General features: G+C 70.7%; 22 protein-coding genes. 10 read left to right on the plus strand and 12 right to left on the minus strand.

Annotation, left to right across the window (positions count from 1 at the left end):
* The first annotated feature begins 18 nt into the window (after nt 1–18).
* Complete coding sequence (locus QSK37_RS05725) at nt 19–1,197, plus strand: acyl-CoA dehydrogenase family protein (RefSeq protein ID WP_285618047.1); 1,179 nt, start codon at nt 19–21, stop codon at nt 1,195–1,197.
* Nucleotides 1,198–1,231: 34 nt separating this feature from the next.
* A complete protein-coding gene (ileS, locus tag QSK37_RS05730; protein WP_285618049.1) occupies nt 1,232–4,486 on the plus strand; it encodes an isoleucine--tRNA ligase in 3,255 nt (1,084 codons plus the stop codon).
* Between the two features lie 47 nt (nt 4,487–4,533).
* On the opposite strand, the gene QSK37_RS05735 is transcribed toward ileS, so the two are convergent.
* The 3 genes from QSK37_RS05735 to QSK37_RS05745 are packed head-to-tail and all read right to left on the minus strand — an operon-like array spanning nt 4,534 to nt 6,643.
* Nucleotides 4,534–4,881 carry a nuclear transport factor 2 family protein gene (locus tag QSK37_RS05735; protein WP_285569797.1) on the minus strand — a complete coding sequence of 116 codons (348 nt, stop codon included), beginning with the start codon at nt 4,879–4,881 and terminating at the stop codon, nt 4,534–4,536.
* A gap of 14 nt (nt 4,882–4,895) precedes the next feature.
* Nucleotides 4,896–5,711, minus strand: coding sequence for a 2-keto-4-pentenoate hydratase (locus tag QSK37_RS05740; RefSeq protein WP_285569799.1), 816 nt, complete (start codon nt 5,709–5,711; stop codon nt 4,896–4,898).
* Nucleotides 5,711–6,643 (minus strand): SAM-dependent methyltransferase, encoded by a 933-nt coding sequence (locus tag QSK37_RS05745; protein WP_285618051.1) that lies wholly within the window; start codon nt 6,641–6,643, stop codon nt 5,711–5,713. The genes QSK37_RS05740 and QSK37_RS05745 overlap by 1 nt, the downstream gene beginning before the upstream one ends.
* Nucleotides 6,644–6,910: 267 nt before the next feature.
* Between QSK37_RS05745 and QSK37_RS05750 the strand changes: the two genes are divergently transcribed.
* Both QSK37_RS05750 and QSK37_RS05755 read left to right on the plus strand, forming a co-directional pair.
* The gene (locus QSK37_RS05750; protein ID WP_285618052.1) at nt 6,911–7,915 is read left to right on the plus strand and encodes a carbohydrate kinase family protein; all 1,005 of its coding nucleotides are present in this window, start codon (nt 6,911–6,913) and stop codon (nt 7,913–7,915) included.
* Nucleotides 7,912–8,712, plus strand: coding sequence for an HpcH/HpaI aldolase family protein (locus QSK37_RS05755; RefSeq protein ID WP_285618054.1), 801 nt, complete (start codon nt 7,912–7,914; stop codon nt 8,710–8,712). Before QSK37_RS05750 ends, QSK37_RS05755 begins: the two co-directional genes overlap by 4 nt.
* Here the strand turns inward: QSK37_RS05755 and QSK37_RS05760 are convergent.
* Nucleotides 8,693–9,754, minus strand: coding sequence for an Lrp/AsnC family transcriptional regulator (locus QSK37_RS05760; protein WP_285618056.1), 1,062 nt, complete (start codon nt 9,752–9,754; stop codon nt 8,693–8,695). The two genes, QSK37_RS05755 and QSK37_RS05760, sit on opposite strands and share 20 nt — an antisense overlap.
* A 231-nt stretch (nt 9,755–9,985) precedes the next feature.
* Here QSK37_RS05760 and QSK37_RS05765 point away from each other — a divergent pair, with 231 nt between their 5' ends.
* Both QSK37_RS05765 and QSK37_RS05770 read left to right on the plus strand, forming a co-directional pair.
* Nucleotides 9,986–11,425, plus strand: coding sequence for an MFS transporter (locus QSK37_RS05765; protein ID WP_285618058.1), 1,440 nt, complete (start codon nt 9,986–9,988; stop codon nt 11,423–11,425).
* A gap of 24 nt (nt 11,426–11,449) precedes the next feature.
* Complete coding sequence (locus QSK37_RS05770) at nt 11,450–12,781, plus strand: M20/M25/M40 family metallo-hydrolase (RefSeq protein WP_285618061.1); 1,332 nt, start codon at nt 11,450–11,452, stop codon at nt 12,779–12,781.
* A gap of 73 nt (nt 12,782–12,854) precedes the next feature.
* Here the strand turns inward: QSK37_RS05770 and QSK37_RS05775 are convergent, their stop codons facing one another.
* The 4 genes from QSK37_RS05775 to QSK37_RS05790 all read right to left on the minus strand — a co-directional run bounded on the left by QSK37_RS05775 (nt 12,855) and on the right by QSK37_RS05790 (nt 17,563).
* A complete protein-coding gene (locus tag QSK37_RS05775) occupies nt 12,855–13,616 on the minus strand; it encodes an SDR family NAD(P)-dependent oxidoreductase (protein ID WP_285618062.1) in 762 nt (253 codons plus the stop codon).
* Complete coding sequence (gene ilvD, locus QSK37_RS05780) at nt 13,613–15,301, minus strand: dihydroxy-acid dehydratase (protein ID WP_285618064.1); 1,689 nt, start codon at nt 15,299–15,301, stop codon at nt 13,613–13,615. Before ilvD ends, QSK37_RS05775 begins: the two co-directional genes overlap by 4 nt.
* Complete coding sequence (locus QSK37_RS05785; RefSeq protein WP_285618066.1) at nt 15,261–16,631, minus strand: cation:proton antiporter; 1,371 nt, start codon at nt 16,629–16,631, stop codon at nt 15,261–15,263. Before QSK37_RS05785 ends, ilvD begins: the two co-directional genes overlap by 41 nt.
* A 68-nt stretch (nt 16,632–16,699) precedes the next feature.
* A complete protein-coding gene (locus QSK37_RS05790) occupies nt 16,700–17,563 on the minus strand; it encodes an adenosyl-fluoride synthase (RefSeq protein ID WP_285618069.1) in 864 nt (287 codons plus the stop codon).
* Between the two features lie 245 nt (nt 17,564–17,808).
* Here QSK37_RS05790 and QSK37_RS05795 point away from each other — a divergent pair, with 245 nt between their 5' ends.
* A complete protein-coding gene (locus QSK37_RS05795; protein WP_285618071.1) occupies nt 17,809–18,603 on the plus strand; it encodes a YmdB family metallophosphoesterase in 795 nt (264 codons plus the stop codon).
* Between the two features lie 204 nt (nt 18,604–18,807).
* Here QSK37_RS05795 and QSK37_RS05800 read toward each other — a convergent pair whose 3' ends face one another.
* Nucleotides 18,808–19,572 carry an NADPH-dependent F420 reductase gene (locus tag QSK37_RS05800; protein WP_285618073.1) on the minus strand — a complete coding sequence of 255 codons (765 nt, stop codon included), beginning with the start codon at nt 19,570–19,572 and terminating at the stop codon, nt 18,808–18,810.
* Nucleotides 19,573–19,663: 91 nt separating this feature from the next.
* Between QSK37_RS05800 and QSK37_RS05805 the strand changes: the two genes are divergently transcribed.
* The gene (locus tag QSK37_RS05805; protein ID WP_285618075.1) at nt 19,664–20,479 is read left to right on the plus strand and encodes a LysR family transcriptional regulator; all 816 of its coding nucleotides are present in this window, start codon (nt 19,664–19,666) and stop codon (nt 20,477–20,479) included.
* A 112-nt stretch (nt 20,480–20,591) separates the two neighbouring features.
* On the opposite strand, the gene QSK37_RS05810 is transcribed toward QSK37_RS05805, so the two are convergent.
* Nucleotides 20,592–21,089, minus strand: coding sequence for a GNAT family N-acetyltransferase (locus QSK37_RS05810; protein WP_285618077.1), 498 nt, complete (start codon nt 21,087–21,089; stop codon nt 20,592–20,594).
* Between the two features lie 60 nt (nt 21,090–21,149).
* Nucleotides 21,150–21,773: a prepilin peptidase gene (locus tag QSK37_RS05815; RefSeq protein ID WP_285618079.1), complete on the minus strand. Its 624-nt coding sequence runs from the start codon at nt 21,771–21,773 to the stop codon at nt 21,150–21,152.
* Nucleotides 21,774–21,880: 107 nt separating this feature from the next.
* Between QSK37_RS05815 and sppA the strand changes: the two genes are divergently transcribed.
* Together sppA and QSK37_RS05825 are read left to right on the plus strand one after the other, a co-directional pair.
* A complete protein-coding gene (sppA, locus tag QSK37_RS05820; RefSeq protein ID WP_285618080.1) occupies nt 21,881–23,584 on the plus strand; it encodes a signal peptide peptidase SppA in 1,704 nt (567 codons plus the stop codon).
* Nucleotides 23,585–23,653: 69 nt separating this feature from the next.
* Nucleotides 23,654–24,139 carry a flavin reductase family protein gene (locus QSK37_RS05825; protein ID WP_285618082.1) on the plus strand — a complete coding sequence of 162 codons (486 nt, stop codon included), beginning with the start codon at nt 23,654–23,656 and terminating at the stop codon, nt 24,137–24,139.
* Here the strand turns inward: QSK37_RS05825 and QSK37_RS05830 are convergent.
* The gene (locus QSK37_RS05830) at nt 24,120–24,323 is read right to left on the minus strand and encodes a hypothetical protein (protein ID WP_285618083.1); all 204 of its coding nucleotides are present in this window, start codon (nt 24,321–24,323) and stop codon (nt 24,120–24,122) included. The genes QSK37_RS05825 and QSK37_RS05830 overlap by 20 nt on opposite strands.
* Nucleotides 24,324–24,666: the final 343 nt, after the last annotated feature.

Raw genomic sequence — 24,666 nt, forward strand, 5'->3', positions numbered from 1 at the left:
GATTGAGGGAGTCGGAGCATGGCTGCCGGTGACGACATCACGCGAACGGACCTCTTCCTGGTCGACGAACTGCTCACGCCGGAAGAACGCGACATACGCGATCGGGTCCGGCACTTCGTCGACGCGGAGGTGCTGCCGATCATCAACGACTACTGGGAACGCGCCGAGTTCCCGTTCGCGCTCGTACCGGGGCTGGGCGAGCTGCGGATCGCCGGAGGATCGCTGGCCGGTGACGGCTGCCCCGGGATGAGCTCGCTCGCCGAGGGCCTCGTCGCCGCCGAGCTCGCCCGTGCCGACGGCGGCCTGCGGGTCTTCTTCGTCGGCCACGGCCTGGCCATGATGTCCATCGGCCTGCTGGGCTCGGCCGAGCAGCGGTCCCGCTGGCTGCCGAAGCTCGCCTCGATGGAGACGCTCGGCGCGTTCGCGATGACCGAGCCGGCGCACGGGTCGGACGTCTCCTCGCTGGAGACGCGAGCGCGGCGCGACGGCGAGGCGTACGTCCTGGAGGGCGCCAAGCGCTGGATCGGCAACGGCACCTTCGCGGACGTCGTCGTGGTCTGGGCCCGCGACGACGAGGGCGAGGTCGGCGGCTTCGTCGTGGAGACCCCGGCGGAGGGGTACGCCGCGACGGCCATGCGCGGCAAGACCGCCTGCCGGGTGGCGGCGCACGCCGAGATCTCGCTGACCGGCGTGCGGGTGCCCGCCGAGAACCGCCTGAGCGAGGCGACGTCGTGGCGCGCGATCACGCCGCTGATGCTCAAGGCCCGCCAGGACGTCTGCTGGGAGGCGCTCGGGCACGCCGTCGCCGCGTACGAGGCCGCCGCGGCCCACGCGGTGAACCGCCGCCAGTTCGGCCGTCCGCTGGCCGATTTCCAACTCGTCCAGGCCAAGCTCGCGCGGATGCTCGCCGACCTCACTAGCATGCAGCTGATGTGCTGGCGGCTGACCCGTCTGGAAGAGGAGGGCAGGGCGACCCTCGCCCAGGCGTCCGCCGCCAAGCTGCACACCGCCGCCGCCGCCCGCCAGATCGTCCTGGACGCGCGCGACATCCTCGGCGGTGACGGACTTCTGATCGACCGGCACGTGGCCCGCCATCACGCCGACATCGAGGCCCTCTACACCTACGAGGGCACCCAGGACATCCAGAAGCTCATCCTGGGCCGCAGCATCACCGGCCGATCGGCCTTCACCCGCTGATCCGCCTGACCCATCCCAGACACGGAGGAGCCTTGTGACGTTCGACCCGGTCCCCCAGCGACCCGAGTTGCCGAAGCTGGAGGAAGAAGTACTGCGGCGCTGGAACGACGAGGGAGTGTTCCGCAAATCCCTGGACCGGACCGCCGGGGGCACGCTGTTCCGGTTCTACGACGGCCCGCCGACCGCCAACGGGCGGCCCGGCGTGCACCACGTCGAGGCCCGGGTGTTCAAGGACGTCTTTCCCCGCTACCGGACGATGAAGGGGCAGGCCGTGCCCCGCAAGGCCGGCTGGGACTGCCACGGGATTCCCGTCGAGCTGGAGGTGGAGCGCGAGCTCGGGCTGACGCGGAAGAAGCAGATCGAGGAGTACGGCGTCGCGGCGTTCAACGCACGATGCCGCGAGTCGGTGACGCGTTACGTCGGCGAGTTCCAGCGGCTCACCGAGCGCACCGGCTTCTGGGTGGACACCGACGACGCCTACTGGACGCTGAGCGACGAGTACGTCGAGAGCGTCTGGTGGTCGCTCAAGACGCTGTACGAGCGCGGGCTGATCTACCAGGACCAGCGCGTCGTGCCGTACTGCCCGCGATGCGGCACCGCGCTTTCGGACCACGAGGTCGCCCAGGGGTACCGGGAGACCGACGACCCGAGCATCTTCGTGCGCTTCCCGGTGCTGTCCGGCCCGCTGGGTCCCGGCGGCGCCGGCCTGCCCGAGCCGGGCGCCGAGGTGTCGCTCCTGGTGTGGACGACGATGCCGTGGACGCTCGTGCCCGCCACGGCCGCGGTCGTCAGCGACAAGATCCGGTACGTCCTGGCCCGCGGCGGGCGGGCCGGCGACCACTTCGTGGTCCTGGCCGCCGAGCGCGTCAAGGTCGCTCTGGGCGACGAGGCGGAGATCATCCGCGACGTGACGATCGAGGAGCTGGCGGGCGCCCGCTACAAGGCGCCCTTCGACTTCGTCGGTCCCGGCTCGGCGGACGACCCCGACGGCGACCCGGCCTCCTGGCGCTTCGTCGTGATCGATGACTTCGTCGAGATCGACCAGGGCACCGGGATCGTGCACACCGGCGCGGCGTTCGGCGAGGACGACATGCGCGTGGCCCGTGCCAACGGCATGCCGACGGTCAAGCCGGTGGACGCCGAGGGACGGTTCGACGAGCGGGTCGGCCCGTACGCCGGCATGTTCATCCGCGACGCGGACGCCCCGATCACCGACTTCCTCCGGGAGAACGACCTGCTGGTGCAGGAGGGGACGTACCGGCACTCGTTCCCGTTCTGCTGGCGGTGCTCGTCGCCGCTGCTGTACTACGCCAAGCCGTCGTGGTTCATCGCCACCACCCGGCTCCGGGACGACCTGCTGGCCGGCAACGCCGAGGTCGACTGGCGGCCGCCGCACATCCGGGACGGCCGATACGGCGACTGGCTGGCCAACAACGTCGACTGGGCGCTGTCCCGGGAGCGCTACTGGGGCACCCCGCTGCCGCTGTGGCGCTGCTCGCGGTGCGACCACACGGTGGCCGTCGGATCCCGCGCCGAACTCGGCGAGCTGGCCGGCCGTGACCTGTCCGAACTCGACCCGCACCGCCCGTACGTCGACGAGATCACCTTCGACTGCGGGTCCTGCGACGGCACCATGACGCGGGTCCCCGAGGTCATCGACGCCTGGTACGACTCGGGTTCGATGCCGTTCGCGCAGTTCGGGTACCCGCACGTGCCCGGCAGCGAGGAGCGTTTCACGACGGCGTACCCGGCCGACTACATCTGCGAGGCCATCGACCAGACCCGCGGCTGGTTCTACTCCCTGCAGGCGGTCGGCACGCTGCTGTTCGGCCAGAACGCCTACCGGCGGTCGCTGTGCCTCGGCCACATCGTGGACGACGACGGACGCAAGATGTCCAAGTCGGCGGGCAACGTCCTGGACCCGTTCGCGCTGGTCGACGCCTACGGCGCGGACGCGCTGCGCTGGGTGCTGCTCGTCGAGGGCAACCCCTGGCAGTCCCGCAGAGTCGGCGAGCGGGTGCTGGAGGAGGCGATCCGCCGGGTCCTGCTGACGATCTGGAACACCTACTACTTCTTCGTCACCTACGCCCGGCTCGCGGAGTGGCGGCCCGGCCAGGACGTGCCTCCGGTCGAGCGGCGGCCGGTGCTCGACCGCTACATCCTCGCCGAGCTGGCCGACGTGACCGCCGAGGTCGACGCGGCCATGAACGACTTCGACGTGACGGCCGCCGGGCGGCGGCTCGCCGGTTTCGTCACCGACCTGTCGAACTGGTACGTGCGCTGCAGCCGGGACCGGTTCTGGAACACCGACCCGGCGGCGCCGGCCGCGGACTCCGAGGCGGCGTTCGCCACCCTGCACACGTGTCTGTCCACGCTCAGCCGGCTGCTCGCCCCGATCACGCCCTTCCTGGCCGAGGTCCTCTACCGGAACCTCGTGCTCAGCGTCGATCCGGCCGCCCCGGAGTCGGTGCACCTGACCGACTTCCCCGAACCCGACGCGTCCGCGCGGGACGACGGGTTGCGGGAGGTGATGGCCACCGCGCGGCGGCTCGTCACGCTGGGCCGGGAGGCGCGCAGCAACTCCGGCATCGGCGTGCGCCAGCCGCTGCGACGCGCGGTCGTGACGTTGCCGGCCGGGCTCCACGACCGCTTCGACGACGTTCGCGACGTCATCGCGACCGAGCTCAATGTCAAGGAGCTCGAGCTGACAGGGGGCGGCCGGGCCGAGCCGGTGTCGCACGCGATCAAACCGGTGTTCCGTGCGATCGGCGCGACGTTCGGCAACCGCACCCAGGCGGTCGCCGCCGCCGTCCGGGAGGCCGACCCGGAGGCCGTCGCCACCGCCGTCCGCGAGGACGGGCGGTTCACGGTCCAGGTGGACGGTGAACCGATCACGCTGGACGCCGAGCACGTGCAGATCGCCGAGATCCCGGTCATCGGCTGGCAGGTGTGCCGCGACGGCGGGCACAGCGTCGCGCTCGACGTCTCGATCGATCGCGAACTCCGCCTGGAGGGCCTGGCCCGTGAGCTGGTCCGGCTCACCAACGACCTGCGCAAGCGTCGCGGCCTCGGCTTCGCCGACCGCGTCACGATGACGGTCGACGTCGGCGCCGACCCGCGCGGGGAGATCGCCGACATGCTCACCGCGCACACCACCGTCATCGGGCAGAACGTGCTCGCGGACGAGATCCGGCGGGGTCCCGTCGGCGACGGGGCGGAGCGGGTCTCGCTGGCGGACGGCGACATCACGCTGGATCTGCGGCTGTCCGGCCGGCCGGCGGGCGTGTGACCGAGGACCGCCCGGAACCCTCGCGGACGAGGGTTCCGGGCGGTCACTCAGACGCTGGGCACGAAGAAATGGGTCCGCCGCAGCCGGATCAGCCCGTCGTCGAACTCATAGATGTCGGCGAACCCCACATCGGTGCGGGTGTCGCCGGGCAGTACACAGCTCACGACACCCCAGGCGGCGGCCCTCCCGTCCTGGACGACCGTGTGCTCGACGTGGTGCGTACTCGACAGGATCTTCCGCTCGTCGTGGTAGAAGCGAAGGACGCGGTCGAGACCGTCGAGCGAGGGGAATCCCGGCCGTTCGTAGACGATCTCCGGGTGGAAGAACTCCGGCAGCGCGTCCCAGTCCATGGCGTCGATGGTGCCGAACATCTTCCGGAGCCATGCGTCGTCCATCGCATCTCCCCTGCTCACTCGAACCTTACGGTCAGCGGTGCCAGGCCGTGCGTCTCGATCACGAACTCGTCGCCGCGCGACGCGGGCAGCGCCCGGCCGAGCGACCCCGACAGCACGATGTCGCCGGGGAGCAGGCTGGTGCCCAGGCGGTTCAACGTGCGGGCCAGCCACGCGACCGACTCGGCCGGATGACCGAGCACCGCGCTGCCCAGCGCCTCGACCTCCGTGGTGCCGTTCCGGTGGACGAGCATGCCGATCGTCCGCAGGTCGGCGTCGCGCAACGCCTGGTTCCAGGGTCCCACGGTGAAGGCGCCGTAGGACGCGTCGTCCGCGATGGTGTCGACGAGTTTGATCTGCCAGTCGGTGATCCGGCTGTCGATCACCTCGACGGACGCCGCGATCGCGTCGGTCGCGGCCAGGACCTCTTCGGCGGTGCAGTCCTCGCGGTCCAGGGGCTTGCCGATCAGGAACGCCAGCTCACCCTCGACCCGCGGCTGCAGGAACACCTCGGCCGGAACGCTCGACCGGCCCCCTTCGGCGGGGTAGAACCGCGACTCCCAGAGCCGGCCGTAGTCGGGCTCGTCCACGCCGATCTGGGCCCGCATCGCCTGGCTGGTCAGCCCGATCTTGTGCCCCAGCACCCGCTCGCCGCGCTCGGCCCGCAGCTCCGACCAGCGGGTCTGGATGGCGTAGGCCGTGGCGGGCGAGTCGAGGCCGGTCGTCTCGCTGAGCGGCCGGATGGTGTGCCGCTCCTCCCAGGCGCGATCCAGGATGCCGGCGATCGCCTCGACGTCGACGGTCTTGACGTCGTCGGCCGGGGCGCCGGCCATCAGCGCGCCTTCTCGGCGAGGATGAGGATGCCGCCCGGCATGTCGTCCTCGAGCACCTCGCGTACGGTGAAGCCGCCGTCGGCCAGGGCCTCGCTCCAGCCCTTGGAGTCCAGGAGCGTCTGCCGCATCAGGGCGTGCACGAAGGTGAACTCCGGGGTGAACCACGGACGGTGGTCACCTTCGGCGGGCGGCTGCACCTCGGCGATGAGCAGCCGTGCCCCGTCCGGCAGGCGGCCGGCCATGTCGGACAGGTACGCCACCAGCGCGTCCCGGCCCTGGGCCAGGATCTCGTGCAGCAGGAAGAACGTGACCACCAGCTGGGTGTCGGCCAGTGCCGCGATGGAGTTCAGGTCACCGGCGTCACCGCGGACGACCCGTACCCGGTCGGTGAGCCCGGCCTCGCGCACCGCCTTCTCGGCCTCCACCACGGCCTCGGGGCTGATGTCCACGCCGGTGCCGCTCGCGCCGAAGCGCGAGCACACGGTCAGCAGGAACCTGGCGTTGCCGCAGCCGAGGTCGAGCGCGGTGTCGAACTCGATCCCCTCGAGCAGGCGCAGGGCGTGGGGGACGACGTCCTTGCGGCCGAGCATCGCCGCGCCGTCCGCCACCCAGCGTCCGTCGCGCGGATAGTCGACGCCGTACCGCTTGTCGCCGCTCAGGAAGGCGTCCATCCGCCGCAGCGGCTCGCCGTACCCGCCGACGAGCCAGACCAGGTAGCCCTTGTCCTGGCAGACGTCGCGTCCGTAGTCCGTGAGGGTGAAGGCGTCGCCGTTCTCCTCGACGAGGCCCCGCTGGATCAGGTAGCGAAGGGAGGCGCCGAGCAGCGCGGCCTGGTCCGAGCCGCGGTCCTTGACCGTCGTCCGGGTCAGCGCGCCATTCTCCAGATCGGTGAGCAGGCCTGCCATCTCGAACGCGGCCAGCACACTGCTCACCGCATATCCCTCGAAAAGGTCGAACGCTCGGCGGCTTGCTTCGGCGCGCCGCTCAGTGTCAGCCGTCATCGCTGTTCAACGCCCTTTCCATTGGAGAATGACGAACAGCCACAGCCTATTCGGAGCGTCGTGACGTCAGGAATCCCACAAAGACGTATGACGAGTACCCGCAAAGGTGTAACGCCCGGTTCCACCATTGCGAGATTGTCCGCCCGCCGGGCCCCCGGTCATCCTTTCTGGGATGCCGGTACCCAAGGAGCGAGATTCGTGCGAGTCGTTATCACAGGTTCCATCGCGCTCGACCACCTGATGACCTTTCCCGGACGGTTCGCGGAGCATCTGATCGCCGACCACGCGGACGAGGTCTCGTTGTCCTTCCTCGCGGACGGGCTGACCGTCCGCCGCGGCGGTACCGGCGCGAACATCGCGCTCGGGCTGGCCCGGCTCGGGCACCGGCCGGTGCTCGCCGGCGCGGCCGGCCCGGACTTCGCCGACTACCGCGCCGACCTGGAGAACGAAGGGGTGGACAACGCGTTCGTCCGGATCTCGGCGGAGCAGTACACCGCGCGCTTCGTCTGCACGACGGACGCCGTCGGGAACCAGATCGGGACGTTCTACCCCGGCGCGATGAGCGAGGCCCGCGAGGTCTACCTGCGGCCGGTGGCCGAGCGGCTCGGCGGCGTCGACCTGGTGCTGATCGCCCCGGACGACCCGGACGCGATGCTGCGCCACACCGACGAGTGCCGCCGGGACGGGTATCCGTTCGCCGCCGATCCCTCTCAGCAGCTGGCGCGGATGGACGGTCCCGACATCCGGCAGCTCGTCGAGGGCGCCCGGTACCTGTTCACCAACGCCTACGAACGCGTGCTGCTGTGCCAGAAGACCGGCTGGTCCGAGCAGGAGGTGCTGGCGCGCGTCGGGCAGTGGATCACCACGCGGGGACGGGACGGCGTCTCGATCGACGGCTCGGAGCGGCCGCGGATCGACGTGCCGGCCGTCCGTACCGATGACGAGGTGGATCCGACCGGCGTCGGCGACGGTTTCCGTGCCGGTTTCGTGTCCGGCATCGCGTGGGGCCTGCGGCCCGAGCGGGCGGCCGAGATCGGCTGCGCCCTCGCCACGCTGGTGCTCGGGGTGGCCGGGCCGCAGGGCTACGAGCTCGAGCCCGACCGGTTCACCGCCATGCTGACCTCGGCGTACGGCACGGACAGCGCCGACGAGATCGGGCCCCTTCTCCGGGCGGCCGTGCGCGAGGCCGGTGCGGTCCGGTGACCGACCCGCGGTCGCTGCGGTCCCTGCTCGCGGAGGGACGGCGGCTCCTCGGCACGTTCAGCATCATCCCGTCGCCCGACGTCGTCGAGATCATCGCGGTGAGCGGCCTGGACTTCGTGATCATCGACATGGAGCACGGGCCGTTCGGGCTGGAGACGGTCCGCGCCGGGCTGCTGGCCGCGCGGGCGCACGGCCTGCGGACGGTGGTCCGGGTGAGGACGGCGGAGGCGGCGCTGGTCGGGGCGGCGCTGGACGTCGGCGCGGACGGCGTGCTGGTCCCGCAGGTCGGCTCGGCCGACGCCGCGCGGGCCGTGGTCGAGGCGGCCAGGTTCGCGCCGGACGGCACGCGTGGCGCCAACCCCTTCGTCCGCGCCGCCCGGTACGGCGCCACGGCGGACTGGTTCGCCGGCGCGAACCGGGACGTCGCGGTGATGGTGATGATCGAGGGGGCGGAGGGGATCGCGGCGATGCCCGAGATCCTCGAGGTCACCGGCCTCGACGGCGTCTTCCTCGGGCCGGTGGACATGTCGCACTCCCTCGGCGTGCCGGGACAGATCGATCATCCGAGTGTCCGCGACGCCCTCGAGAAGGCGGCCGCCGCGGCGGCCGCGCGGAACATGGCCACCGCGGTGTTCGCGCCCGACGAGGCCCATGCCCGCGCGTGGTGGGAGCTGGGGATCCAGCTCGTCGCGTGCGGCGTGGACGCGCAGCTGATGCGGGAGCGTCTGGTCCGGCTCGCCGAGGCGGCCGGTCCACCGGCGGTGAGCGAGAGGTCGCTCACCACTGGTGGAGTGTGAGCCGAGGCTCCCGGGCCGGCGGCGTGGGGTCGCGCCAGATGTCGAGCGGCACCGCGCGCGCGGCGCGTCCGTCGTCGCGCAGCACCCGGCCCATCAGCTTCACGTGCCGTAGCGTCAGGGTGCGTTCGGCGACGACGAGGTTCGGCACGGCCGCCGCGATCTCCATCTCCAGCGGCTGAAGCTCCTCGACGGACCGCAGCCACACCGTCACCGCCAGGTCGCTGTGGCCGACCACGGCCGCGCACATCCGGGTCTGCGGCAGACGGGCGAGATGCGCCGCGGCCTCCGCCAGGGAGTGGTGCGGCACGTCGATCCACAGGGTCGCCGCGACGGGACGGCCGGAGATCGCGCGGGATATCTCGCACCGCAGCGTCAGCGCGCCGCTGTCGAGCAGACGGTGCAGCCGGCGGCGTACCGTGCTCGGGCTCGCGCCGGTGACGGTGGCCAGTTCCTCGTACGACGCGCGGCCGTCACGGCTGAGCGCCACCGCCAGCCGGCGGTCCGTGGGGCGTAGCTCGGCGGAGCCGGTCCGGGCCGGCGACCCGCTCTGCAGGCGGCGCCGCTGCGCGGGGGAAAGCGACTCTAATCGCCAGTGGCTGCCCTCGACGAACATCTCGCTGGCCACCGAGGTGCGGCTGGACACCACACCGGGCAGCGCGTTCAGCCGGCGCAGCAGATAGTGGGAGAGCGTGGGCAGGTCCGGGGTCCAGACGGTGACGAGGAGATCGCAGGTGCCGACCGTGTGGGCGACGGTCACGGCCTGCGGGTCGTCGGCGAGCGCCGCCGCCACGTCGTGTACCCGGTCGGCGGTGCAGTGCACCGCGACGAGGGCGAACGACATGCTCCGCATGAGCGACGGAGCCCCGTACGCGGTGACCCAGGCCAGTCCCTCCGTGCTTAACCGCTCCCAGTGCCGCGCGGCGGTGACCGGGTTGACCTCGAGCACCTCGCCGATCAGCCGCCAGGGCGCGCGCGGCGCGATCTGCAGCGCGTTGACCAGAGCGAGGTCGAGCTCCCTCAGTTCGTTGCCGGTTTCGTGCACTGAGCGTCCCGCCGTCGTCGGATAACTGCAATGTCGGGGAATGAGGCAGTTGTTGCAGCATTATGGCATCGGTCCTTTTCTCGGGGGAAGGGGAAGACGCCGGTGCGCACTATGGCTGACAGTGCGCGTTCCTCACCCGAACGCACTTCCGGCTGAATCCCCAACATCTCGGGCAACCGAGTTAGTCCGTAACGATTGGGTCCCAACCTTGGAATGGACGGGAGTTCGCACATGACAGCCGAATATCCACCAGGGATTCCCGACGACGCGTCGCCAGTCCGCGGAAGCATCGCGGCTCGCCTCAACCGGCTCCCGATTGGGCGCGTCCACAAGCTCGCGGTCATCTTCGTCGGCCTCGGGCTCTTCTTCGACACTTACGAGGTCTTCCTCGCCGGGACGCTCTCGGCGGTCCTGAAGACCCAGTTCGGGCTGTCCCCCGACACGCTCAAGGCCGTCCTGGCCAGCGCCTTCGTCGGCCAGTTCCTCGGCGCGATCTTCTTCGGGCGCCTCGCCGACCGGCTCGGCCGCCGGCAGGCGTTCGTCCTGAACCTGGCGATCTACTCGGTGTTCTCGCTGATCGGCGGCCTTGCGCCGAACGCGACGGTCCTCGTCATCGCCCGCTTCATCGCGGGTCTCGGCCTCGGCGCCGAACTCGCCCTCGCCGACGCCTACCTGTCCGACCTCCTGCCGCCCAAGTTCCGCGGCCGCTATCTCGCGTGGGCGTACACGACCGCGTTCCTCGGCATTCCCGCCGCCGGCTTCCTGGCCCGGTGGCTCGTTCCACTCAAACCGCTCGGCGTCTCCGGCTGGCGGTGGATGTTCTTCATCGGCGCGCTCGGCGCCCTGCTCGTCTGGGTGCTGCGGCGCGCGCTTCCCGAGTCGCCGCGCTGGCTGGAGTCGGTGGGCCGGACCGAGGAGGCCGACCGGATCGTCACCTCCTGGGAGGATGACGCGCGCCGCTCGGGCGCCGACCTTCCCCCACCGCAGCAGGACGAGGTCACCGTCTCGCAGGACCGCCTGCCCGTACGGGTCCTGTTCAGCCGCAGGTTCGCCCGCCGCACCTTCATGCAGTGGACGATCAACGGGCTGGAGGTCTTCGGCTACTACGGCTTCGGCAGCCTGGCGCCCCTGGTGCTCCTGTCCAAGGGGTACTCGGTGGTCAGTTCGCTGACCTTCCTCGCGTTCACCTACATCGGCTACCCCGTCGGCTCGGCGCTGTCCCTGCCGATCATCGAACGGCTGGAGCGCAAGGTCCTGATCGCGGCCGGCGCCGCGGGCATGGCGATCACGGGCCTGCTGTTCGGCTACGCCCCCTCGGCCTTCTGGATCGTGCTCTGGGGCTTCCTGTTCACGGTGATCAGCAACATCTTCTCCAACGCCTTCCACGTCTACCTCGGCGAGATCTACCCGACCGCGGTACGCGCCACGGCCGCCGGAGCGGCGTACTCGATCAGCCGGCTCGTCACCGCGCTGCTGCCGTACATCCTGATCCCGGTCCTCGACCACTGGGGCGGCTCCGCGGTCTTCACGGTGGTCGCCATCGCCCTCGGGCTCCTCATCATCGACGTACTCGCGCTCGGGCCAAGGACCACCGGGCTGGCCGTCGAGGCCACTGAGCAGCCCGACGCCGCCGAACCGCTCGAACCACGCCCCTCACAAGCCGCCGGCTGAACCCGCGACGACGAAGGGAGACACATGGTCTCGCAAGCCTCCGGAACGCCCCTCGGGGACGCCGCCGCGGAGGACGCGGTCACGATCTGCCGTGACCTGCTGCGATTCGACACCACCAATTACGGCGACGGTTCCGGTCCGGGAGAACGCCTGGCGGCGGAGTACATCGCCGGCGTGCTCGCGGACGCGGGACTCGAACCGGAGATCATCGAGCCGACGCCGGGCCGTACGAACGTGGTCGCCGTCTGGCCCGGCGCGAATCCGGACCGGCCACGGCTCCTGGTCCACGGCCACACCGACGTGGTCCCCGCCGACGCCGCGGACTGGCGGTACCCGCCGTTCTCCGGAGAGATCGCCGACGGGTGCGTGTGGGGCCGCGGCGCGGTCGACATGAAGAACCTTCTCGCCATGGTCCTGGCGGTCGTACGCGAGCGGCGGCGCGAGTCTCGTCCCCCGGCACGCGATGTGGTCCTGGCGTTCGTGGCCGACGAGGAGACCGGCGGCCATCACGGTGCGGGCTGGCTCTGCCAGAACCGCCCCGAGCTGTTCGAGGGATGCACGGAGGCGATCAGCGAGGTCGGCGGCTTCTCCGTGACGCTGCCGACCGGACGCCGGCTCTACCTCGTGGAGACCGCCCAGAAGGGCATCGCCTGGTACCGCCTGACGGCCGACGGCGTCGCCGGGCACGGCTCGATGCTGAACGACGAGAACAGCGTGATCGAGCTCGCCGAGGCGGTCGCCAGGATCGGCCGGCACCGGTTCCCGCAGCGGATCCGGCCGGCGTTGCGGGACTTCCTGACGGAGCTGGCCGCCGAGCTGGGCGAACCGCTCGACCTGGAGAACCCCGCTCCGCTGCTCAAGGCCCTCGGGCCGGTCGAGCGCATCGTCGGGGGGACCTTCCGCGACATGGCGACTCCGACCGTGCTCAGGGCCGGGATGAAGACCAACGTCATCCCGGGTCAGGCGCACGCGGAGATCGACTGTCGCTACCTGCCGGGTTCGGAGGAGACCTTCCTCTCCGAGCTCGACACCCTTCTCGGTCCCCACGTGCGGCGCGAGGAACTGCACTACGACATCGCGGTCGAGACCGACTTCACCGGGCCGGTCACCGACGCGATGCGCGCCAGCCTGGAGGCGGAGGATCCCGACGGCCGGGCCGTGCCCTACCTGCTGTCGGCGGGCACGGACGCGAAGCACTTCAGCCGGCTGGGCATCGCCTGCTTCGGCTTCGTGCCGCTTCGGCTCCCTCCGGACTTCGACTACCCCGGCGTCTTCCACGGGGTGGACGAACGCGTTCCGACCGAGAGCCTGCGGTTCGGGGCGCGCGTGCTGGACCGGTTCTTCGACCTCTGCTGAGCGGGGCACGGTCGTGGTGGGGCCGGGGCGCGACGTGGCGCCCCGGCTCCACTACCCCCACCGCCTCACAGCGTCACTGCGCGAGGTAGCCGCCGTCGACCGGCAGGATCGCGCCCGTGATGAAGGAGGCCTCCGGGGAGGCGAGGAAGGCGATCGCCGCCGCGACCTCCTCGGGCTCGCCGAGACGGCCCATCGGGTGCATCCGCTCGATCGCGGCCAGATACTCCGTGCCGCCCGGTTCGTCCGGGAGGCGTCGCACGCGTTCGGTCCGGATCGTGCCCGGAGCGACGGCGTTCACCCGGATCCCGCTGTCGGCCCACTCGACGGCCAGATGCATCGTCAGACCCGTCGCGACGAACTTCGCGGGCCCGTACGTCGCCTGGCTCTTCTGCCCGGCCATCCCGGAGATCGACGAGAGGCAGACGATCGCGCCGCCGCCGTCCCCGGCCATCTGCTCGATCGCGTACTTGCAGGTGAGGAACATCCCGCGGCCGTCCACGGCCATGACCTCGTCCCAGTCCTCCGGTTTGGCCTCGGCGATGTCCAGCAGCGGGATCATGCCCGCGTTCGCCACGAGGACGTCGAGGCCGCCGAACGTGTCGACCGCCGACTCGACCATCCGCCGGGCGTCCTCGGCCTGGGACACGTCGCCGACGACGATGTTCGCGACGCCGCCCGCCTCGGTCAGCTCCGCGTGCAACCGCGTCAGCCCGGCCTCGTCGATGTCGGCGAGGGTCACCTTCGCGCCCACCCGGCAGAACAGCGTGGCGGTGGCCCGGCCGATGCCGTTGGCCGCCCCCGTCACCAGGCAGGACAGTCCGGCGAGAGAGTTCACGACCGGCTCCCTTCATCGGGCGGGGTGGTGACGGCGCCGAGCGCCGCCGATCCCACGAGCCCCGCGTACTTGCCCATCACTCCGCCCGTGTAGCGGACCGGCGGTTCCTTCCACGCGGATCGCCGCGCGTCGAGCGTCGCGCGGTCGACCGCCAGGTCCACGCGGCGGGCCGCGACGTCGATCGTGATCACGTCGCCGTCCTCCACGAGCGCGATCGGGCCGCCGAGCGCCGCCTCCGGCGCCACGTGCCCCGCCATCAGGCCGCGAGTCGCCCCGGAGAACCGGCCGTCGGTGAGCAGGGCGACGTCGCCGCCGAGCCCGCGCCCGACCAGCGCCGCGGTGACCCCGAGCATCTCCCGCATCCCGGGGCCGCCTCGGGGTCCCTCGTACCGGATCACCACGACGTCACCGGCCTTGATGTCGCCGGCCTGCGCCGCGGCCATCGCGGACTCCTCGTTGTCGAACACGCGGGCCGGGCCGCGGTGGAACAGGTGCTCGCAGCCGGCCGTCTTCACGACGCAGCCCTCCGGAGCCAGCTCGCCGTGCAGTATGGCCAGGCCACCCGTCGCGGACAGCGGTTCGGCGGCCGTCACGACGACCTCCTGCCCGGGAGTCTCGGCGGCCTCCGCCGCCTCCTCACCGATGGACCGGCCCGTCACGGTGAGCGCCGCGCCGTCGAGCAGGCCCGCCTCGAGCAGTCGCCGCGCCACCAGCCTGCTCCCGCCCGCCCGGTCGAGGTCGACGGCGGTGAACCGCCCGTGCGGCATCATGTCCGCGACGATCGGCGTCCGCTCGCTGATGGTGTGGAACGCCTCCAGGTCCAGCGGGACACCCGCCTCACGCGCGATCGCCAGCAGGTGCAGCACCAGGTTGGTCGAGCCGCCCGTCGCGACGCCGGCCGCGATGGAGTTCTCGAAGGACGCGCGGCTGAGGAGCCCGCTGGGCGAAAGGCCGGCCTCCAGCAGCCGCATCGCCTGGCGGCCCGCCTCGACCGCGGTCTCCTCACGGGCCCCGCTCACCGCCGGAGGGCCGGCGGAACCCAGCGGCGACAGGCCCAGGAACTCCAGTGCCATCGCCATCGTGTTCGCGGTGTACTGCCCGCCGCACGCGCCCGCCCCGGGGCACGCGCTGCGCTCCAGCTCCAGCAGTTCGTCGTCGCTCATCCGCCCGGCGGCGTTCGCGCCGACCGCCTCGAAGACACTGGCGATCGTGACGCTCCGCCCCTGGAAGGAGCCCGGCATGATCGACCCGGAGTAGAGCACCAGGCCGGGGATGTCGAGCCGTGCGTGCGCCATGGCCGCGGCGGGGATCGTCTTGTCGCATCCGACGATCGTGACCAGCGCGTCGAACATGTGACCGCGCGCCACCAGCTCGATCGAGTCGGCGATCACCTCCCGGCTGACCAGCGACGTCTTCATCCCCTCCGTGCCCATCGTGACAACGTCGGAGATCGCGATCGTGTTGAGCTCCATCGGGGTTCCGCCGGCCTCGCGGACGCCCTGCTTGACCAGTTCGGCGATACGGCGATGCGTGTAGTTGCACGGCATCGTCTCGACCCAGGAATGGGCTACTCCGACCACCGGCTTGCGCAGATCGTCGGTGGAATAACCGATCCCCCGCAGAAACGCTCTCGTCGGGGCTCGATCACGGCCTTCGAACAGCCTCCGACTCCGTAGACCAGACATCCTCGCCTTCCATTTCGTTGCGATCGTCCGTGCGCCGGACGAGTTTCCGGTCAAGCCAGATTCCGGCGGCCTGGGACGTAAGAATCGATAGGAGTACCAAAACCGTGAAGAATTCCTCGTTGATGATTCCGGCGGTGAACGTGACGGTGGCCAGGACGATTCCCGGGCCTCCCCTGGCGTTCATCGCGACCGCCAGGTTCGTCGCCGACCGGTTGTCCTCTCCCGCCAGCCGCGCCCCCACCCACACGCCCGCCAGTTTCACCGCACACGCCACCACGATGAACCACACGAAGAAGAGAACCGGGAAGTGGTGCAGAAGGTCGAGTTGCAGGCCCACGATCGCGAAATAGACGGGCACGAACAGGGCGAGAGAGAAATGTTTTACGGTCTGCGAGACATCGCCGGACGCCGCACCGGCGCCGGGTGCCGGATCCGCGCCGTCGGCCGCCCCGGTGACGCTCACCCCCGCCATGAGCGCGCCGAACACCGCGTTGATACCCAGCGCGATGCAGCACAACACCGCGACGAACAGGAACACGATCCGCAGCGCCGTCGGGTTCCGGCGCTCCAGCGCGCCCAGCCGGCGCGTCGTCAGCAGGCGGAAGAGACGCCTGCCGAAGATCAGGAAGAGCAGCAGGAACAGCAGCGAGACGGCGACGTAGTAGACCGAGGTCAGCGGCACCGACTTGACGCCCGTGAGGTCCCACAGCCCGAAGGCGTCACCCGAGTGCGCCTGGACCAGGCCGAGGACGACGGCCAGCATGACGTACAGCGCCAGGTCCTCCAGCACCGCGACGGACAGCACGATCCGGGCGAACGGCGTACCGAGGATCCCCAGGTCGAGCATGATCCGAGAGATCACCGGAATGCTCGTCACGGCGATCCCGATGCCGAAGACCAGCGCGAACGAGGTGGCCGACCCCTTGGGGCCGGACAGGCTCGCGGGATCCACGAGCTGCTGGAGGAGCAGCCCGGCCCCGAACGGAAGGACCAGCCCGAACACCGTGATGCCGACGACGGTCCGGTTCTCCGCCGCCGACCCGGCCGACTGCAACTCGGTTCCGGCGAGGAACATCAGGAAGATGAGGCCGAGCTGGTAGAACCCGCCCAGCACCGACGCGGTCGGCCCGGACGCCGGGAACAGCGAGTCCTTGACTCCGGGCGCGAACGCACCCAGGACGGTCGGCCCGAGCAGCAGCCCTCCGAGGATCTCACCGATCACGGGCGGCTGCCGCAGGGCGCCGAAGAGGTGGCCGAAGAGATGCGCCATCAGGATGAGAAGCGTTAACGCGATCAGGATGTGCGCGACATCCGCCAGGTGGAGGGACATGGTGCCTTCCGATCAGGAGCCCGGCCCGCGGCGCCGATGGTGCCGCGAGCCGGGACCGGGACCGTCGGTCAGGCCTTGACGACGCGGACCGACATGCCTTCCTTGAGGTTGTACGGGTAGGCCAGGCTCGCGGCGTTCCGGGCGACCGCCAGGAAGCCACGGCTGTTGAGGTAGGCCACCGGCTCGCCGATCTCGCCGGCGTCGGCGAACGTGGGCGACAGCGGCAGCTCGAACGGCAGCACGCCGTCCAGCGTGATCTTCAGCGGGGTTCCGTACGAGACGCCCAGCTTCTCCAGGTCACGACGGTGCACGTTGGTCCACACGTTGCCGAACGGGTGGTCGATCGCGGAGACGACACCGTTGAGGGCGCCCTCGCCGGCGGGCACCGCGACCTTGGTCTCGAACCGCACGATCTCGTCGTCGGAGAGCTTGCGGCCGACCTTCTCCAGCGGGTAGCCGGCGGCCAGGTGCGCGGACGGGACGGCCACCATCTCACGGCTGTAGAACGTCGGCTCGGGGTTCTCGGGGATCACGTCGGTCGAGCTGACCTCGTACGCCTCCAGGTAGCCGTGCTCCTCGATCACCCGGGTGAGCAGGCCGTTGTTGGGCGCGATGTAGATGTAGGAGCCGTCCGCCCGCTCGAAGCCCTTGCCGGAGCCGGCCAGCTGCCCGCGCGCACCGCCCGGCGAGGCGTGCTTGAGCCGGATCGCGACCGACCTGGTCGTGGTGCCCGTCGCCGGGTACGTCGTGGTGGCGAACACGGTGCCCTCGGGGAAGAAGCGGGGCAGGTCGACGATGTACCGCGCGCCCTCGACCACGTCCCACGGCGTCATCGAGTGGCACACGTCCACGATGGTCACGTCGGGGCAGATGCTCAGCATGAGGCCCTTGCACTGCGCGACCGAGTCATCGGTCGTCCCGAGGTCGCTCATGAACGCGATGATCGGCCGTCGGGAATTGTTCTCTGGCATGCGTTCCTCCACTTTTCCGTGCGGACTTGATTCGCATCATAAGTACCGCGCTAAGGCGGGTTGAAGTGCCAATTCATAAGGCCGCATGATGTAGTCGGCATGCGCCGAAGGTCGTAGCCGCACTCATCGCTTGGGGCGATGCTCCCCCTGAACAGGCGCGCAAGGATTGCGGTCGCCACAAGTCGAGAGTGAATGCGAGGCCGGCCGTGAACATTCTGTTCTTCGGTGACGTCGTCGGAGACGTGGCAACAAATCAGATAATTGAAAATCTAGCTAAAATGCGCGAGCAGCACCAGGCGGACCTCGTCATTGTGAATGCCGAGAACTGCGCACCGTCCGGACTCGGGCAGACGACGAAACAGGTCGAGGCGTTGCTCGACGCCGGAGTGGACCTGATCACCGGCGGAAACCACTCGTGGGACAGCCCCGACTCGGTCGACGCGCTCGCGAATCCGAAGGTGATCCGCCCGCTCAACCTCTGCGAGGGCGTCCCCGGGCGCGGCATCGCCTGGCTGGAGCACGCGGGGCAGACCGTGACGGTGCTGAACCTCGCCGACGCGTGCGCGATGAAGAGCGTACGAGCGACCGCCGGCAAGTTCCGGCCGGCCTACACCGCCTGGCACGAGGCCGACCGGCGCGGCACAGTGATCGTCGACTACCACGGCGACCACGTGCTCGAGAAGCAGATCTTCGCCCGGGCGGTCGACGGTCAGGCCGCCGCGGTGCTGGGCACCCACACCCACGAGGCGACCAGTGCGCTGCACATCCTCCCCGGCGGCACCGCGCTGGTGTCCGACGTGGGGATGAACGGCCCGGACGGCGGCGTCCAGGGGTTCGCCTACGACGGCTTCGTCACGGGGCTCACGACGGTGGGCGATCCGTTCGCGCCGCCGCTGCCCGCCCCGCTCGACGGCCCGATCGTCATCGGCGCGGTGCTGCTGGAGATCGAGGGCGGCCGGACGACGCGCATCCGGCGCATCACGGAGTGGCCGTCGGCCTGACGGCTCTACCTCTCACCGTCCATGTGGCCGAGGTAGGAGTCCCAGAGCCACCGTGCAGGCCGGTGGCCGGGTCGGCCGCGCCGATCAGGAGGTCACCGAGGTGGTCGAGGCCGACATCGGCGCCGGCGGGCTGGGGCCGCGGGCACTGCGGTCATTCCATCTTCGGCAGCCGGACACCAACCGCGTCGGGCTGAGCCACCTCGGTCACTCGTACTGGCCGAGAAGTCGATGCAACCCCGCTGCGGCGCGGTTGAGCGCCACGATGTCCTCGAAGATCGACCCGCCCGGCTCCCAGGAGCCGATGATCGCCAGGACCGCCTCGCGCCGCACCATCGCGGCGTCGTGATCGGCGAGCGCGAGCGCCTTCCGCAGCTGTTCGGCGTTCAGCTCGGTGCAGTAGGCCGGTGTCGACGCCTGCATACGCCAGGTGTCCTCGACGGTACCCGCGTCGACCGGATCGAACCCGGTGTCGTCGACCAGGCCCATCACGAGCTGCTTGGCGGCAGGATCGGTTCCGGCGACGGGTACGGCGAGTCGGTCGGCGGCCCCCTTCGGCCTGCCCTTGGCCGCGAGTGTCGTCTGGACGAGCGAGTTCCACGCTCGGACGACCGGGCGACCGAGCTGCTGCTCGATCCAGACGCCTTCGGGCTTGCCGTCGTCGATCTCCTCGATGCGGCCGTCCCGGTGCGGGTAGTAGTTCGACGTGTCGGCGACGGGCACGTCGCCGGGCAGGCGGTCGATGATCGGCTTGAGGTCCGGCATGCGGCCGAACGGGATGGACGTGATGAGCACTTCGACGTCGCGGCCGACCTCGTCGAGGGTGGTCGCGACAGCTCCCGACTCCTCGGCCAGCTTGGTCATGCTTCCCGGCTCGCGCGTGTTCGCGACCTGCACGGCATGTCCAGCCGCGCTGAGCTTGAGCGTGAGACCGGCCCCGATGCTGCCGGTGCCGATGATGCCGATTCTCAAAGCACTGTCCCTTCTGTTCTATGGCAAGGGTGGCAACGGCGGGCAGTCGGGCGCGATGACGAAGAAGACACCGAGCATTACCCTGTGGGTCATGAAACGGATCGAGGTCCGTGAGCTCGAGTACTTCTTGGCCGTGGCCGACACGCTGCACTTCGCTCGCGCGGCCGAACGGCTCGGCATCGCTCCGCCTCCGCTGTCCCGGGCGATCGCACAGCTCGAACGGCGGCTGGGCACCACCCTGTTCGAGCGGACGAGCCGTCGCGTGGAACTGACAGCAGCCGGCCGCGTGTTCAGGACCGAGGCGCGCAACACCCTGCGCTCCCTCGACCGCGCGGTCCGCCGGACGCAGCAGGTCGGCCATGACGCGCTGCGCATCGCGACCGCGCCGGGAACGGGCTCGGGCCTGCTGCGCGAGATACTCCGCGACTACCTCGCCCGCTTCGGCCGCGACACCGTCGAACTCGTTTTCACCAGGGATCAGGCCTCCGCGGTCCGTGACGGCCGGGCCGACGTCGCGCTGGTCTGCTCCGCTGAGGACCTGACCGGGATGGACGTCCAAGACGTCACCACCGAACACCCGGTGGCGCTCGTTCCGATCGGCCACCCCTTCGCGGCCCGGCGGACGCTGACCCCGGCCTGCCTGCTCCACGACCGGACCTACGCCGCCGAGCTCCCGCCCGTCGGCCTGGACGCCCTGATCGACCTGGTGGCCACCGGGCAACTGGTCGCGGTCGTCGGCGACAGCGTCATCGACCGGCTCGGACGGCATGTCGCCGCCGTACCGGTGACCGGACTTCCCCCAAGGAATGTCCTGCTGGCCTGGCCGGCCGACTCGCACGACCCTCGAGTCGCAAACCTGCTCGACCTGATCGGGCAGTTCCATGACCACAACAGCGCGGTTGGCTGATCGATGGACCGGCGACTTCCAGCACGGGCCGCCCTGGCGACGCCTGGTCGTGGCCACCGCGACCGAACTCCAGCGCTGGACCGGTGACCACCTGATCGCTGGACGCTCTAGTCTAGAGCTCCAGCCGCCAGGTCTGCTCGACGAGGTCGTGCCCGAAGCTGTGGTGCGGCCCCTCCTTCACCAGCTCGAAGCCGGCCCGTTCGTAGATCCGGCGGGCCGCGGTGAGCACGTCGTTGGTCCACAGCGTCAGCTCGCGGTAGCCGGCCCGGCGGGCGAAGTCGACGCACTCCCCGACCAGGGCGGCGCCGATCCCCAAGCCACGCGCGGCGGGCTCGACCAGCAGCAGGCGCAGCCGGGCCTCCTGATCGGTCTCGCGCACGCAGAACACGCAGCCGACCGGCTCGCCGTCCAGCTCGGCGATCCACGCGCCGTCACCGGGCCCGCGCTCGTCGACATAGTCGGCCACGATCCGGGCGACCAGGGCCTCGAAGGTCGCGTCCCACCCGTACTCGGCGGCGTACAGGGCTCCGTGTCGCTGGATCACCCAGCCGAAGTCGCCGGACGCCGGCGCGCGCAGCACGACGTGTCCGGCCGCCGGTGCGGTCTTCATGGGACGCCCCCCGATCATCTGACTACTCTGAGTGATCGACGATAGCCTAGGACGTCTGTCTCAGCTCAGCAGGATGCCCGCGAGGGCCCCGGCGAGCATGAACGGCCCGAACGGGATCTCGGTCTTCCGCGAACCCCGGCGCGTGATCAGCAGCGCCGCCGCGTACAGGCCGCCGAGCACGAATCCGGCGAGCACGCCAAGCCACCACGCCGCCAGGCCGAGCCAGCCGAGGTAGAGGCCGAGCACGCCGGACAGCTTGACGTCACCCCAGCCGATCGCCCCGGGCGCGAACAGGTGCTGCACGGCGTACAGGGCCCACAGCACCGCCAGCCCGACCAGGGCGTGCACCAGGCGTACGGGACGACCGTCGGTGAGCACCGCGACGCCCAGGAGCGCCGGTCCGATGAGGTAGGACGGCAGGGTGTACGGGTCGGGAAGCCGTTTGACCGCGACGTCGACGAAGGCCAGAAGCGCTCCGACGGCGGCGAGGTAGAGGAACGCGGGCAACTCGGCCCGCCCGCCGAGGCGCCAGGCCAGCAGCCCGAACGTCACCGCCATCGTGAGCGAGACACCCGGCCGCGCCCACCGCACCGGACGCTCGAAGTAGCGTTCGGCCAGCGGCGCGGCGAACCAGCCGGCGACCACTCCGCCGAGCGCGCACGACGGCACCAGCCAGATGTCCACGGACCCGCCTCCCCGTCACCGCCCGACCGGAGAATAGCGGCCCCGGCGGTGGAAGGCGGTTGGCCGAGTCCGGCTCGCGCGCGGCACGGCGCACATAGAGTTGCCTCATGGTGGATGCCGGATCAGTCGTTGACCTGCTCAAAGATGCCCGCGATCGGCGCAACGCCCCGCTGATCCTCGAACTGGACCTGACCGACGGGATCGTGGAGGGGCAGCCGGCCGACCCGGTGTCGGCCCTGCTCAGCATGCGCCGTACCCATCTGCGTGACGTCCTCGGAGGCCTGCGCCGGGCCCGTACGGACCCGCGGGTGCGTGCGCTCGTCGTTCGGATCGGGGGGCAGCGGCTCGGGCTGGCGATGGCCCAGGAGCTGCGCGACGCGGTCCGCGGGTTCCGTGACGCGGGCAAGCTCGCGGTGGCGTGGGCGGAGTCGTTCGGCGAGACCGGGCGCGGCACGGTCCCGTACTACCTGGCGACCGCGTTCGAGCGGATCTACCTGCAGCCGTCCGGCGACCTGGCGCTCACCGGCGTCGCGCTGGAGGAGCCGTTCTTCAACGAGGCGCTCGCCAAGATCGGCGTCACGCCGCGCTTCGCGAAGCGCCACGAGTACAAGACGGCCGCCAACACGTTCATGGAGCGCGCCTACACGCCCGAGCACAAGGAGATGTCCGGCCGGCTGGTCGCCTCGGCCGGCGAACAGGTGGTGGCGGGCGTCGCCGAGGGGCGCGGGCTCTCGGAGGAGCGCGTGCGCGAACTGATCGACCACGCGCCGCTCCTGGGCGCCGAGGCGCTCGAGGCCGGACTGGTCGACAAGCTGGCCTACCGCGACGAGGTGTACGCCGACGTGCGCGCGGCCGTGGGCGACGACGACGCGCGGCTGCGGTACGTCGCCCGGTACAACCGCGCCCAGGGGCTGGCCAAGCGGCTGCCGCGGCAGCGGCAGGACGCGGTGGCGCTGATCCAGGGCCAGGGTGCGATCCGGCTCGGCCGCAGCGGGCGCGGCGCCATGCCGGGCCAGGGTTCGTCCATGGGCTCGGACACGATCGCGACGGCCATCCGCGCGGCGGTGCGCGACGACAGGATCAAGGCGATCGTGTTCCGCGTCGACTCCCCCGGCGGCTCGTACGTCGCCTCCGACACGATCTGGCGGGAGATCGTGCTGGCCCGCAAGGCCGGCACGCCGGTGATCGTGTCGATGGGCAACGTGGCCGCGTCGGGCGGGTACTTCGTCGCGGCTCCCGCGACCGTGATCGTCGCCCAGCCGGGCACGCTCACCGGCTCCATCGGCGTGGTGTTCGGCAAACCCGTCGTCGGCGACCTGCTCGGCCGCCTCGGCATCGGCCTGGACAGCGTCGAGCAGGGCGCGCACGCGCGGATGTACGCGCCGACCCGCGACTTCACCGAGGAGGAGTGGGGCCGGGTCAACTCCTTCCTCGACCGCATCTACGACGACTTCGTCGGCAAGGTGGCCGAGGGCCGCGACCTGCCGCGTGAACGCGTCGACTCCCTGGCGCGGGGCCGTGTGTGGACCGGCGCGGACGCCCACGAGCGGGGGCTGGTGGACGAGCTCGGCGGTCTGGCGCGGGCGCTCGAACTGGCCCGCAAGAAGGCGGGTCTGGCGGTGGACGCTCCGGTGCGCCTGTACCCGCACGTGTCTCCGATCGACCGGCTGCGCCCGGCGGAGTCGAGCGAGGACCGCACCGCCGCCACCGCCCGCCTCGACGCGTGGGGCCCGCTGTCCGCCGTCGCGGCGCGCGTGGGCCTGCCGTCCGGGGGCCCGCTGATGCTGCCGGGCACCTGGGAGATCATGTGACGGTGTCCGGCCGCTGACGGCGCCGCGACATCGATTCCAGGCCGGGGCCGTGTGAACGGAGGACTCACCGTGGAGGAGGTCCCGTCGCGGGACTTCACCGACGCGCTCGCGACCTTCGCGACCGGCGTCGTGGTGGTGACCGTACGCGACGGGCGGGACGACATCGGCACCACGCTGACGGCGTTCTCGTCCGTGTCGCTCGACCCGCCGCTGGTCATGATCTCGGTGGCGAACGAGTCGTACCTCGCCGAGGTGCTGCACCGGTGCGATCGCTGGGCGATGACGGTGCTGTCGGCGGCGCAGCGGGCCATCGCCGGCCGGTTCGCGGCAGCCGGGCGCCCGAGCGCCCGGCTGCTCATCGCGAGCGTCCCCCATCACCGGGGACGGCTGTCCGACGCCCTGATCATAGACGACGGCCTGGCCGCGCTCGAGTGCGAGACCCGGCAACGGGTGCCGGCCGGCGACCATGTGCTCTTCGTCGCCGAGGTCCTCTCGGTCGACCACATCGCCGCGGACCGGCCCCCGTTGATCCGCGTCAACCGCCGATACCGGTGATCAGGATGACGACGAACACGAGGGCGCAGATGCCGAAGAGGGCGTTCAGCGTCTCCTTCATCCGTAGCCCGCGCATGGACGCGAGGCGGGACTTGTAGCTGCCCCACATCTGGTGGGCCTGACGTGCGCGCTCGGAACGAATTCCGATGAACACGGCGACGGCCACGACGATCAGGATGACCACTCGAATCACCTCCTTTACGGAAGAACAGCTCCCGTCTACTCTTCCGCTAAAAGAATGATAACGCAGCTTCGAGCCATTTCCAATAGACTCGAATAATTGCAATAACGCAGGTTGCCCACTGTTTATTCGCCATGAAGTAAGACGGCAGCACGCCATTCTTCACATTTCAGAATGCGTCCACGCGTCATGCGTGCCGTCGGGCCGCCTCCCACCGCGACGCCTCCCCGCGTCCCGCCTCCGATCAACCCGCCTGCCCGCGCGGCGCCGGTCACCGCACCGCCGCCTGTCGCCGCGCGCGGCGGCGTCGGGCCGACCGGCGGCGCACGGCCTCGCGGGTGGCCAG

Source organism: Actinoallomurus iriomotensis (assembly GCF_030269445.1).
In the GTDB taxonomy this organism is placed as follows: domain Bacteria; phylum Actinomycetota; class Actinomycetes; order Streptosporangiales; family Streptosporangiaceae; genus Actinoallomurus; species Actinoallomurus iriomotensis.

Excerpts from the sequence above, each read along its gene's own strand:
- QSK37_RS05725 (WP_285618047.1), top strand. The coding sequence starts at position 19 with ATGGCTGCCGGTGACGACATCACGCGAACGGACCTCTTCCTGGTCGAC.
- QSK37_RS05740 (WP_285569799.1), bottom strand. The coding sequence starts at position 5,711 with ATGGCCGGCGCCCCGGCCGACGACGTCAAGACCGTCGACGTCGAGGCG.
- QSK37_RS05810 (WP_285618077.1), bottom strand. The coding sequence starts at position 21,089 with ATGAAGACCGCACCGGCGGCCGGACACGTCGTGCTGCGCGCGCCGGCG.
- sppA (WP_285618080.1), top strand. The coding sequence starts at position 21,881 with ATGGTGGATGCCGGATCAGTCGTTGACCTGCTCAAAGATGCCCGCGAT.
- QSK37_RS05805 (WP_285618075.1), top strand. The coding sequence starts at position 19,664 with ATGAAACGGATCGAGGTCCGTGAGCTCGAGTACTTCTTGGCCGTGGCC.
- QSK37_RS05785 (WP_285618066.1), bottom strand. The coding sequence starts at position 16,631 with ATGTCCCTCCACCTGGCGGATGTCGCGCACATCCTGATCGCGTTAACG.
- ilvD (WP_285618064.1), bottom strand. The coding sequence starts at position 15,301 with ATGTCTGGTCTACGGAGTCGGAGGCTGTTCGAAGGCCGTGATCGAGCC.
- QSK37_RS05765 (WP_285618058.1), top strand. The coding sequence starts at position 9,986 with ATGACAGCCGAATATCCACCAGGGATTCCCGACGACGCGTCGCCAGTC.
- QSK37_RS05770 (WP_285618061.1), top strand. The coding sequence starts at position 11,450 with ATGGTCTCGCAAGCCTCCGGAACGCCCCTCGGGGACGCCGCCGCGGAG.
- QSK37_RS05735 (WP_285569797.1), bottom strand. The coding sequence starts at position 4,881 with ATGGACGACGCATGGCTCCGGAAGATGTTCGGCACCATCGACGCCATG.
- QSK37_RS05790 (WP_285618069.1), bottom strand. The coding sequence starts at position 17,563 with ATGAGCGACCTCGGGACGACCGATGACTCGGTCGCGCAGTGCAAGGGC.